This window comes from Paenibacillus sp. IHB B 3415, assembly GCF_000802655.2.
Lineage (GTDB): Bacteria > Bacillota > Bacilli > Paenibacillales > Paenibacillaceae > Paenibacillus_AQ > Paenibacillus_AQ phytohabitans.
This window is the reverse complement of record NZ_JUEI01000009.1, coordinates 17,516-29,876: the sequence shown is the minus strand read 5'-3', so window position 1 is coordinate 29,876 and position 12,361 is coordinate 17,516. Positions and strand designations below refer to the sequence as shown.

Genomic DNA, 12,361 nt, shown 5'->3' with positions numbered 1-12,361 from the left:
AGAACAATATAGCGATATTATGGAGGTTATTATGAACTGGAAAAATGCGATTGAGCACACGCTCTCTACCACCCGCCTTAACATCAAGCGCTTTGGTGACAAATCTCCAATTGTAAGCCTGGGCGACGGCAAATATCATCTGACGGACCATACCAGCTGGACGGAAGGCTTCTGGTCCGGTATCCTGTGGCTGAGCTATGAATACAGCCAAGATCCGGAGATTCACGCCGCCGCCATCCGGACGGTTGAGTCCTTCAACAATCGCATGATTGCCGGCAAAGAGCTCGATCATCATGATATCGGCTTCCTATATTCACTGTCCGCCAAGGCACGCTGGATCACCGATAAGGATGAGGCTTCGCGTCTGCTGGCCTTGCAGGCAGCCGATGTACTGATGAAGCGCTGGCGCTCTGCCCCGCAGCTCTTTCAGGCCTGGGGACCGGAAGGTGATGCAGACAACGGGGGCCGGATTATTATCGACTGCCTGATGAATCTTCCGCTGCTCTGCTGGGCCACTGAACAGACCGGAGATCCCAGCTATGCCGAGTATGCCCGGATTCACGCCGAGAAAAGCCGCCGCTTCCTGGTGAGGGGAGATGACTCCTCCTACCATACTTTTTATTTTGACCAGCAGACGGGGAATGCCCTGCGCGGAGGAACCGCACAAGGTTATCAGGACGGCTCCACCTGGACGCGGGGACAAGCCTGGGGTGTTTACGGCTTTGCCTTAGCATACCGCTATTTTAAAGAGCCTCATTATCTGGAAGCCTCCCGAAGAATGGCCCGCTATTTCCTGGAGCATCTTCCCGCCGACCATGTCACGTATTGGGATTTCGATGCCCCGCAGGAGGAGTCCACTCCACGCGACAGTTCAGCTTCCGCCATCGTTGTATGCGGTCTCCTTGAGCTGCTGGAGCACCTGCCGGAGGGGGACCCGGAACGGGCATGGTATGAGGAAGCCGTCAACAAGTCGATGGATTCCCTGCTGAACCGCTACTTTACCGCCGGCAGCCCGTCGGAAGAAGGCTTTCTGCGTCATGGCTCCTATTCAGTCAGAGGGAATTCATCTCCGGATGATTTCATGATCTGGGGGGATTACTTCTTCCTGGAGGCGCTGCTGCGTCTGCAGCAGGGTGTTCCGGGGTATTGGTACGAACGAGGATAACATGTACTGCATCTTCATTGACTAGATTCTGATCTGCTGGTGCACAACATCAACTGCGGCACCCGGTTGATACCCTTTATATCGGCAGGCTCTTTTACAGAGTCCTGCCGTTTGTGCTGCTCTGGACTGAGTGATGCCATTGAATACTAGTTACAATCCTGCACGAAATACAACATTTTCCTCATCAAATCAGCTCAAATCCAGAATTGTTGTAGAAAATGCAGCAATTCTCCTCCTCCAAGCGGCTTAGCAGGATGATTGCTGTATTTCATACAACAATTCTCCCGAACGCCCAGGTATCAGGGAACCAAAGCTGTATTACTTACAACATTTTAGAACGGAGGATTGGATTTTCACAATTGCCCTGCTGTCAGAGTCATTGATTGGCTGTTTGGCTAGTTGTTAGCTTAGTCGGTCGGTTGATTGGCTGGCTGGTTGATTGGCTGGTTGTTTGCTTCGTTTGTTGTTTGTCTGATTGGTTAGTTGGCCGGTTGGTTGCAGCCTTAAGGGTGATTGATATAACTGTTTTATTTTTGGCAACCAGCTATTTATACTGGAGTTAGTAGTAATAGATTTAATAGCAGGTAAGAATGATAGATAAGGGAGCGTCACTGAACATGAGCAGGAACGATCATCCGCCCGAGGGAATGGACCCCGGTTTGTTTATGTACAAATATAAATATATTGACGGGGAATCCCTCTATTTTCATGCGCATAGGGGAATTGAGATCCTGTACATTTACAGTGGCTGCGGTGAGATCATGGTGGAGAATCAGACCTACCCTATTGAGGATCATACACTGGTCTTGTTTCAGCCCTATCAGCTGCACCGTGTAATGGTTCCTCCGGCAGAAGGCCGTTCCTATATCCGGACCAATCTGACCTTTGATCCTGGTTTCATGGACCATTATCTTTCCGCGTTTCCTATCCTGGGGCAATTCTTCCGGAACCTGTGGAGGGGCAGCCTGCGGCAGCCGGTATTCTACGGAATGAATGACACCCGGATTCCCGAGGTGCTGAAAGAGCTGCATCAGTGCACCGAGCACGCTGCTGCCGGACGGGAAGAGAACACAGGACTACTCATCCTCCAGCTTATCCGGCTGTTTCAGACCCGGCTGCCTGGTGTCCTGTCCGAAGACAATCTCCTCCATTCACGCGGCAGCTCACATGTCCAGCGGATTACCGAGTGGCTGGATGAACATTACAAGGAGCCTTTCAGCCTTGAGGCGCTGGCCGCCAGCATGCATCTGTCTCCCTACCATATTTCGCATGTATTCAAACAATATGCCGGCATCACACTGTCCGAATATCTGATGCAGCGGCGTGTCAGAGAAGCCTGTATCCTGCTCGCCAACACCAGCCAATCCATCGGGGAAATCGCGGTAGAAGTAGGCAATCTGTCCCCGTCTTATTTCAGCCAGATGTTCAAGAAGAATAAAGGAATCTCCCCGGAGAAATACAGGAACAGCATCCATTGAATCTATAACGCGGTGAGCCGTATCATAAGTAGCGGCAAGTTTTTTCCGGAATTGTCGAGGGTTTACTTTGCCCGGCTTGGGTTTGGGAAAGATCATACTCGGTGGAAAAGTCCGCGTAAACGGGCTGCTACTTGCTTTTTGGAGCACAGAACGATGGGGTGCCTAGAGGGGGACTTTTGCTTGCTGTAGCAAAAGCCCCCTCCGTCGTTTTGGTGGAAGGGGCCGGTTTAATTAACGTTCAACATATCTGCTTCAAAAAAACGTGGTCATGGCATTGGGGCATTATTTGACGCTGTAGACCCTTTTTTTGTTCTTTCCGCTAGCTTCGTAATCGACTTAATGTCTTGATCGGTTAATTGATCTAAGAAATGCTTGCGTATCGCCTTTGCGACTATGGGACGGGCATCATCCAATGCTGATTTTCCAGCGGAAGTGATGATGACTTGTACGCCGCGATCTTTGGCCAATGATTTCCTCAACACAAGTCCGCGCTTTTCCATCCTCGTCAGATGATGTGACAATCGACTCTTATCCCAGTCCATGGATTCGGCCAGCTCCTGTTGGCGAAGGCTGCCGTCCCCCAGAAGGTCTAACCGATCCAATACCCCATAATCGCCCTCGGATAGTCCGGAGTGCTCGGACATCTCTTTAATTACGCGACCGAAGATGCTGTGAAAGGAGCCTTTCCACATATACCATAATTGAATTTCTTCTTCGTTCAGTTCGCTCTTATCCATGGGAATATAATAGCATAGTTGACGTGTCAACTTCAATATGCTAAAGTTGCTAAAGGTTGATATGTCAACCATGCTGATATTGAGAAGACCAAGAAAGGAACATCTATTATGAAAATGAACGTAAGTACGTTTACTCCAGTCATCTCGGTAAAGCCGGTAGTGCTGTCAGCCCCGGGCCGCGGTGAGGATTTGCAAGTGCGGGTATCAGCGCCAGCGATGGGGAGTCAATTGCCTATTATTATTTTCTCGCATGGCTTTGGTTGGTCGTTGGATGGCTACGGTCCGTTAGTCGACTACTGGGCTGCTCACGGCTTCGTGGTCATTCAACCCACCCATCTCGACTCGAGGACGCTGAATCTTCCTCCTGAAGATCCCCGTACACCACTGATCTGGCGTTTCCGCGTCGAAGACCTGAAGCTTATCCTTGACCAACTTGATCTTATTGAAGTTTCCGTTCCAGGCCTCAGCGGACGTCTTGACCGAAGCCGTGTCGCCGCAGCCGGACACTCTTGGGGAGGTCAAACGGTGAGTATGCTGCTCGGTGCGCGCGTCCTCGATGCCTACGGGGAACCGGGAGAGGATATGTCCGACTCGCGTATTAAGGCGGGCGTATTGCTTGCAACGACCGGACTGGGCGGGGCTGACTTGACTCCGTTCACGGCAGAGCACTTCCCATTTATGAACCCGAGCTTCTCTGACATGAGGACGCCGACCCTGGTGGTAGCAGGGGATCATGACCAATCCCTGCTGTCTACTCGGGGGCCGGACTGGTTCAACGATCCCTATTTCCTGAGTCCGGGCAGCAAGAGCCTGCTCACCCTCTTTGGGGCAGAACACTCTCTTGGTGGAATTGCCGGGTACAACGTTGCGGAAACGACGGACGAGAACCCCGAACGAGTTGCTTTGCTCCGGCAGCTCACGTGGTCTTACCTTCGCAATGCGCTCAATCTTGATGATTCCAGCTGGCTGGCAGCCCGGAAAGCTCTGGAGGAGGGCACTAATCCGTTAGGTCGTATCGAATCCAAGTAAGAATAATTGATCAAAGCGATCTCAAAGAAGGGACCATCCTGCAAAAGGATGGTCCTAAAACTTGCCGTTACAGACAACGCGGTGAACCGCTTTAAAGGGTTTTAAGCTAACAGGCAGGTTAATGAAACCACACAGTTCTTCCAGCGTATAACCATTATTCAAATTTTTCCAATACGGCTCATACGGAGGTGAACTTGACTGGAGCATTTTTATGACTTGGTTCAATTGGCATTCTCAATTGCTCTCATCTCTTCCTTAGTGTTAATTCCATTCACCCATTTTTCTTTACAAGAGATACACTGGGGTCATGAAACAATTGCTGCAGCCGGTTCAACCTGGTATGTGGCTGTCAGACTGTCTCAACCGAGCAGCATTCAGAAGTGGATAGTACGTACCGTCAGACGAAGAGAAGCACCGGATGATGAAGACCATAGTCCTTCCCCACATTGATATTCCATACTTTCAATTAGGGAGGACAACGATGAAAAAGCTTTTGTTGCTACAAAAATGGGCCAAGCCCATTCTCGTCATCTTGATTGGAGTTATTCCGGTCATTATGCTCAGCGGGTGTTCGGCAGCATCCCAATCCAACCCGATTAATGCCGGTTCACCAGGGATATTTAACCACTTTTTTATTTATCCATTTTCGCTCTTGATCAATTTCTTTGCGGATACCTTTCACGGAGACTACGGATTAGCGATCGTGCTGATGACATTCATCATCAGACTTGCGATCCTGCCGCTCATGATGAATCAAACCAAGAAACAAATGGTTATGAAAGAAAAGATGGCCCTCCTCCAGCCGGAGTTAACTGCGCTTAAGGAGAAGTATAAGAACGACGTTAGTACGGATGCAAAAAAACAAGAGCAAACCGAGATGATGCAGCTCTACCAGAAGCATCAATTCAATCCCTTAAACATGGGGTGTTTACCGATGCTTCTCCAATGGCCGATCACTCTCGCATTTTATTACGCCATTCGCCGTACCCCGGAGATTGCAGCTCACGATTTTCTGTGGTTTAACTTGGGGACAACAGATATGATTTTGCCGCTTATTGCCGCTGCGGTGTATTACGTTCAGTTCCGCGTATCTCAATCCGTTTCAGCGCAGGTTCAGCAAAATCAAAATAACCAAATGGCTTTTATCGGATTGTTATCACCGGTCATGATGGGTGTATTTTCATTTCAGATGCCCGCCGCGTTACCGTTATATTGGGTGGTGGGCGGTATATTCATTATCCTGCAAACGATCATACTCAATAAAATGTACACGAAGCCAAGTGTAGCGGGCAAAAACCTGCCCACCGGTGTAGAAGATTTATAAGATTGAAGATTGAACCAGTCATAGAACAATACTAAATACAAGGCATCTGAGGCGCGGCCTCAGATGCTCTTTTTTTTGTTAGCGGCTCGTTTAGTAGAAGATTTATAAGATTGAAGATTGAACCAGTCATAGAACAATACTAAATACAAGGCATCTGAGGCGCGGCCTCAGATGCTCTTTTTTTTGTTAGCGGCTCGTTAAGGGGGAATATAGAAGCTCCTCTTAGATTCCCAGCCTGCTCAACTGTAAAAGCGCCCTTCCCGCAGGAAGAGCGCCCTCGAAGCTTAGATTAGATTTACGGCAATACCGAGAAGATAATATCGTCGAACAGCATATAGGCGAAGCCGCTGGTATAGAAGCCAACCTTGCCGGACGGGCGGTGACCCGGATCGCTGCCGGAGAGCCTTGGCGAGCCGTCCACAGATACGGCAATATCTCCGTCCCGGGCCGTCACCTTCACGTCATACTCCGTATCCGGCAGCAGGTCATGTCCAGGCAGGACCGTCTCGGTCAGCTTCTGCCAGGCTGTGTCATACAGCATCCAGGCGGAGGTTCCGTCTGCCCGGGTACGGTAGCCGATCCTGGTCGAGCCGGAGCTGTCCTGGCGGTCGAAGATGTACAGGATGCCGTTATCCGGGATCACTGGCGGTGTCTTCAGCTTGAATTCCAGCTGATAAGAAGTGAAGCTGCGATCGAGCAGGCCGGTAGCACCGTTCAGCAGTTTATAGCGGCGGCCAGCCGTTGCCCCCGTTCTCAAAGTCTGTCTCATGCATAATGCTCGAGACGGTTACTGTAATGTCCGTCTTAATGAGCGGATTTACCGTTGACACAGCAGAGATAAGGGTTTCCCCTTCGTATACGGCGTGGACCACTCCCGTACTGTCCACCGTGGCGACCGCCGGATTGGCCGACTGCCAGGTTACGCTTGTGTCCGGCGTATCCGCAGGATCAAAGGCCAGCTGCAGTTGCCGCTGTTCCCCGGCGGCTAGACGCATCTTGCTCTCCGCCGGAATGATTCCGGCCAGTGTAGTCGTAAGTGCCTTGAACTGAATGTCATCGACATGCATCTGGCTGACATTGCTGACATAGAAGCCGACTTTTCCTGCCGCGTTATGCCCCGGATCATTGCCCTTCAGGCGGAAGGCTCCATCCAGATAGACGCTGATGTCGCCGCCTTTAACAAGCATTTTGACTGCATACTCCGTATTCGGCTGCAGGTCATGTCCCGGCAGCTTCACCTCCTTCAGCACCGTCCAGGCCGAATTGTACAGCAGCCAGGCTGAGCTTCCATCCGCCCGGGTTTTGTAGCCAATCCGGCTGGAGCCGCTGCCAACTTGACGGTCGAAGATATACAGGGTCGCATTATCCCCTATAACCTCAGGTGTCTTCAGCTTGAAGCTCAGCTCGTAATCGGAGAAGGACTTGGGACTGAGCGATGAGGCTCCGTTCAGAATCTTGTACCAGCGGTTTGGCCCAATCTTCTCAATGCTGCGGTTCGCATCCTGCAGCCAGCCGTTCGCGCCGGATTCGAAATCCGTGAAGTCCATCACGCCGTCCCCTGCCTCCACGTTAACCGTAACCGTGGCAGTCAGCAGCGGATTCTCCGCCGAAGCCACCGTAATGACTGTGCTGCCGACCGCCTGACCGGTAACTATGCCAGCAACATCCACAGACGCGATGCCGGGATCGGCCGAAGTAAAGGTCAGGACGGGATGATCCGCATTCCACGGAAGCACCGCCGTGCGCAGCTTCAGCGTTTTCCAGCGGTCCACGGTAACTTCGCTGTCATAGACGGCTACCCCCTGCACAGGATAGCTGTCTGTTCCTGCCGTTGTACCGGCTTTCCCTGCTATACCGATCTCTGCAAACGGGATGTCAGGAAACCCGGGAATGACATCGAAGACATCCGCATCCGGCCGCAGCGACAGATCGCCTCCCTCCAGGTCGGTGAAGCCGGGATCTGCGGCAGTCACCCAGTTATTGGCGTACTGGACCAGTCCGAACTTGTCGTATGCCCCGTACACATTGGTCGTTACACTGCGCGGAACCGACGGGTTGAAGACCACATTCCCCTGGAACGTATTGGTGTCGGGATAATACCGGTTCTCCGTGAAGAAATCCGCCAGCTCGGGGTACTTCGTCAGATAAGGGGTTCCGGTGAAATTATTGTTTGCCGCGAACAACGCCTGCCACTTCGGCATGTAGTTCAGCGGTACCTGGTCATCCGGCTCATCGCCCAGGAACATATCCGCATAATCATAAGGAATTTTGCTGTCGATAAAAATATTGTTGCGAGTCAGGATATGCGCGCCGCCGTTGTTTTTAATAGCCGAATTGCCCATCTTGTAAAAAATATTCTCGTCGATAGTCAATCCCATCGTAAAATTGTCGGGATATACGCCCTCCACTCCGGCTTTGCTCTCGCCGATGTTATGAAAGTAATTGCGCCTGATGACCGTGCCGCGCTCATGGGGCTGCTCGCCGGCATTCATGTAGATCGCGCCGAGATCCGAGAAGGTGGTGCATACATCATAGATCTCGTTATACTCCACGGTATGATCATTGCCGAAGATCAGCACGCCCGGATGGGGCGCATCATGCAGCTCATTGTGCGACATGCGGTTGCCGACGCCGGACAGCAGTACCCCGGGATTGTAGGCTTTGTGATAGTAGGCAAAATCGTGAATATGCGAATTCTCCACCACATTGTTCCCTGGTGCAAGCTTCGTTTTGTTGCCGCCTGTCAGCGTGACGGCGGTGCCTCCGATATGATGAATATGGGTGCTGATGATGGCGTGGTCCGTTCCCGGTGCCCCTTCAAAGTTGTTGTAATAGAACCGGCTCTGTGTGTTAACCAGTACCCCGCTGTTGGTAAAATTGCGGATCTCGCTGTTCAGAATACGCATATGGCTGCCGCCCATGAACACTGCAGCAGAATCTCGGCCATTCTCAAGCACAAGCTCGGAGAAGTCAATGTACGAAGCATTGAGCGCGTTAATCATCGGACTCTTCAGCATCGTCACTTCAATATCCGGGTTATCCGCTGCAAACTCAGCGTTCGGCAGGAAATACAGCTTGCCCGCCTGGCGGTCGATGTAATATTCGCCCGGCATATCGATTTCCTCCAGCAGATTTTGCGCAAAATGGAAATCAGGGTACCAGTTTTTGAAGATGCCGCTCATTTCCCCGTAACGGAGGGTAATGCTTCGGGCAGCCGTGTCAATGGAAGCAATCTTGTTATACGACCATTCCCAGCTGTAGCCGAAGATCCCGTCCAGCCAGATATCGTCTGCCTGCGTCCAGTACTGGGGCCGGTCATACGTATAGGTGAAGGTGCCGCCGCGCGTATGCACCTCCCCGTTCGGGTCCTTCCTTGTCGGACCGGGATCAAGGATTTCATCCATCTGAACGGTGCTCTCATTGGGCCAGCGGGCCAGCGTCATTCCCTGTCCGGCCACATACAGCTCCATCGGCGGCACCTCGCTCAGATCATTGGCCAGATAATAGCCATGACGGCTGAGCTGACCGTAATCGGTGATCCCGAGCGCTGCCAGATCCGCCTCCAGCACTTTGGTTCTAGCCTCTGTACTTATAATACGGCTGAGCACCGACGTGTCCGTAACCGGAACGAACGCTGACTTGGCCAGCTGCTCCGAACCTGACAAAGTCACGGACTCACCCGGATAAGCCGTGTAAGTGACCGGCTTGCCGGCTTCGCCTGAATCCTGCTGCCGCAGCTCGAAGCTGGACGTCCGTTCATACCTTCCTTCGCGCAAATACACAGTGACGCCGCCCTCCGGCAAGCCATCCTCCGCCTTCAGCGTCCGGATGGTATCACGGGCTTTTTCCAAAGTCAGAAACGGGGCATTCTGCGTCCCATTATTGGAATCGCTTCCATTTGTGGCGACATAAATAACCGCCCCCGGAGATCCTCCCTCCGCCGATACAGTACCCGCAATCGGCGGGGCAGGATTGATCGTGAACAACATACTGGCGGCAATGGCTGCAAGCAAACGTTTTTTCACCAAGGCTCCTCTTCCTTTCCGGTTGGAATGATAACGGCTCCGCCGGTATTATATCTTGGCGAAGCCGTCCATGAGCAGCAGGTTTCTGTGATCTCCTCCAAAGGTACAGGTATATTCTCTATGAGGCTTATTTCTTCAGGCCTTTATCCTTAAGGAATTGCTCGAATTGTTTGGTTACCTCTGCTACATATTTCTCTTCGCCCGCTTCCTTCAGCTTGCCATATAATGCAGGCCAGGTTTCTTCGAAGTCGAGTGTTCCGGTAACCAGTCCCCGTTTATATTCACCCCAGACCGCATTCAGGTTGGCGATCTCCGTATTCACCGGCTCGGAATTGAACTTGAAGGCACCTACAGGATTGACCTCTGAATTGGAATTGATCTTTTTGGTCTCTTCCCAGACATTCTCCGGCTGCCCTTCTTTCAGATAGGAGTTGAATACGCTGCCAAAAACCCAGTCCATATTCGGCAGATAACGGGAATCCGCCTTTGCCTTGATGTAATCCCCATTGGTTGTGTCATAGTGTTCACCGGCAACACCATTGCAGAGCAGATTGTACAGCTCCTTGTCGGTATTCACCAGATTAAGGAACATCATCGCACGTTCCGGATTAGGGGCCGTACGGCTGATCGACTGGTTGGTCGTAGCCGAATAGCCGTTGGAGAACCAGTCGCTAAGCGGTACAGTAATAACTTCGTTGCCGCCGTTTTTGGCCTTCACCTCAGCCTCCACACCCGGCTTGAGGATAACGTTGAAATCGACTGCAATTTGGCCTTTGGCCAGGTAATCATTCGCTTTTTCGGTAGCGGCATCCTTGTAAATATAGCCTTCCTTATACCATTTGCTGGCCAGGCGGAAATTGTCCAGCTCTTCTTCCGGATAACGCTGCAGCGTATACGTAGGATCATCCGTTTTGATATAGAAATGGTCATCCAGCCCCGGAACTACCCAATATTTGTCGTCATGGGACTGCGGATTGATGAAGGAAGTGCCGAATACGCCAAACGGAATGATGTCCGGTTCATTTTGCTTGATTTGAGCCAGGAACGGTTCAATATCTGCTATCTTCTTGATGGAAGCGGTATCAAGATTGTACTTGTCGGCAAAACGTTTCTGGATAATAAATCCGTAACGGGAGCCGTTGATCTGCTGGTTCGGGATACCGTAAATTTCCCCGTCGACCGACAGACCGTCCCACATCACCTGCGGTACATCTGCCTTCAGCTCCGGCGCATATTCATCCAGCAGCGCGTCCATCGGCTGGATGGCTCCTTTGCGCACCAGCTCTTCGGGCTTCAGCATATAGCCGGTCCAGAGAATGTCGAACTTCTCGCCCGCTGCAAGCACCGTGTTCATCTTCTGCACATAGTCCCCGATCGCAACAGGCATCAGCTTCACTGTGGCATTAATCTTCGCCTTCACAAGCTTGTTGACTTCCTCCTGCACCTTCTCCTGATCGGCCTGCAGCTGCGACAGCGGATAATACCAGGTCAGTTCGACCGGCTTCAGCTCGCCTGCGTTTCCTGATTCCGGAGCCGCGCCTTGCGTGCTTTCCGCTCCGCTTCCTTCCGCACCCTTTCCGGCATTGCTATTGCCGCCGTTATTGTTGCCTCCGCAGCCGGATAGCACCGATCCAACAAGCAATACAGATGCCAGAACTCCAAACAGCTTCTTTTTCATGTAAGTGACCTCCTGTACTTTGTACATGTAATTGTATGTTAACCCTTTAGGGAGCCAACCGTAAGCCCTTTGACGAAAAACCGCTGAAAAAACGGGAAGATCACCAGCATCGGTCCGCCGGCCAGTACGGCAATCGCCATCCGCGCCGAGCTGTTGGGGAAACTCGATAGATCGATGCCCAGCTGTCCGGTAAATTCAGAGTTCGTGGTGAGAAACTCAATGCTGTTGAGCGTCCGTACCAGCAATAGCTGGAGCGGCACTTTGTTCGGATCGTCGATGTAGAGCATTGCGTTGAACCATTCGTTCCAATACGTAAAGGATATCAGAAGACCCAGAGTAGCCAGCGCAGGCGTCGACAGCGGCAGGATAATCTTGAAGAAAATGCGGAATTCCCGCGCCCCGTCGATTTTCGCCGATTCAATGATCTCCAGCGGAATTTTGGACATGAAGCCTTTCATGACCATGATGTTGAACGGCGACAGCAGAATGGGCAGAATCAGCGCCAGCAGGCTGTCTTTCAGATGCAGATATTGCGTAATGAGAATGTAGGAAGGAACGAGTCCCCCGCTGAACAGCATGGTGAAAAATACATAGAACGTCGTCGCCCGGTTATACCGGTAATCCTGCCGTGAGATCACGTATGCAGTCATCGCGGTCAGGAGCAGGCCGGCCAGCGCGCCAATAATGGTCACCGTGAAGGTCACTCCATAGGCGCGGAGCAGAATGTCAGGAGCGTCCAGCAGATAGCGGTAGGCATCCAGACTGAAGGTTTTTGGGATAAACTGATACCCGTTTTCGGTCAGCGACTTCTCATCCGTCAGCGACACGGCGATGACCAGCAGGAACGGCAGGACGACCACAATCGACAGCACCGTAAACAGCAGATTAATGAACAGCTTGGAAAATTCGAATTTCTTGCCCACTG

The 12,361-nt window shown here is 51.8% G+C and carries 9 protein-coding genes; 4 read left to right on the top strand and 5 right to left on the bottom strand.

All coding sequences use genetic code 11. The features are described 5' to 3' along the window. The first annotated feature begins 31 nt into the window (after positions 1–31). Both QW71_RS05395 and QW71_RS37790 read left to right on the top strand, forming a co-directional pair. Complete coding sequence (locus QW71_RS05395; protein ID WP_039294429.1) at positions 32–1,165, top strand: glycoside hydrolase family 88 protein; 1,134 nt, start codon at positions 32–34, stop codon at positions 1,163–1,165. A gap of 617 nt (positions 1,166–1,782) precedes the next feature. Next, complete coding sequence (locus QW71_RS37790; protein ID WP_052769904.1) at positions 1,783–2,643, top strand: AraC family transcriptional regulator; 861 nt, start codon at positions 1,783–1,785, stop codon at positions 2,641–2,643. Between the two features lie 266 nt (positions 2,644–2,909). On the opposite strand, the gene QW71_RS05385 is transcribed toward QW71_RS37790, so the two are convergent. Then, on the bottom strand, positions 2,910–3,380 hold the full coding sequence (locus tag QW71_RS05385; RefSeq protein ID WP_039294577.1) for a MarR family winged helix-turn-helix transcriptional regulator: 471 nt from the start codon (positions 3,378–3,380) through the stop codon (positions 2,910–2,912). Between the two features lie 108 nt (positions 3,381–3,488). Here QW71_RS05385 and QW71_RS05380 point away from each other — a divergent pair, with 108 nt between their 5' ends. Both QW71_RS05380 and yidC read left to right on the top strand, forming a co-directional pair. Then, positions 3,489–4,409, top strand: a complete 921-nt coding sequence (locus tag QW71_RS05380) for an alpha/beta fold hydrolase (RefSeq protein ID WP_039294426.1) — start codon at positions 3,489–3,491, stop codon at positions 4,407–4,409. A gap of 481 nt (positions 4,410–4,890) precedes the next feature. Next, entirely contained in the window at positions 4,891–5,733 is an 843-nt protein-coding gene (yidC, locus tag QW71_RS05375; RefSeq protein ID WP_047013645.1) for a membrane protein insertase YidC, read from the top strand. A gap of 295 nt (positions 5,734–6,028) precedes the next feature. Here the strand turns inward: yidC and QW71_RS41215 are convergent, their stop codons facing one another. From QW71_RS41215 to QW71_RS05360, 4 genes are all read right to left on the bottom strand, one after another. Continuing rightward, entirely contained in the window at positions 6,029–6,502 is a 474-nt protein-coding gene (locus QW71_RS41215) for a fibronectin type III domain-containing protein (protein ID WP_235441398.1), read from the bottom strand. Continuing rightward, complete coding sequence (locus QW71_RS36930) at positions 6,456–9,758, bottom strand: Ig-like domain-containing protein (RefSeq protein ID WP_235441397.1); 3,303 nt, start codon at positions 9,756–9,758, stop codon at positions 6,456–6,458. Before QW71_RS36930 ends, QW71_RS41215 begins: the two co-directional genes overlap by 47 nt. A gap of 127 nt (positions 9,759–9,885) precedes the next feature. After that, positions 9,886–11,436 (bottom strand): ABC transporter substrate-binding protein, encoded by a 1,551-nt coding sequence (locus QW71_RS05365; protein ID WP_039294423.1) that lies wholly within the window; start codon positions 11,434–11,436, stop codon positions 9,886–9,888. A gap of 38 nt (positions 11,437–11,474) precedes the next feature. Beyond that, complete coding sequence (locus QW71_RS05360; protein WP_039294420.1) at positions 11,475–12,359, bottom strand: carbohydrate ABC transporter permease; 885 nt, start codon at positions 12,357–12,359, stop codon at positions 11,475–11,477. Positions 12,360–12,361: the final 2 nt, after the last annotated feature.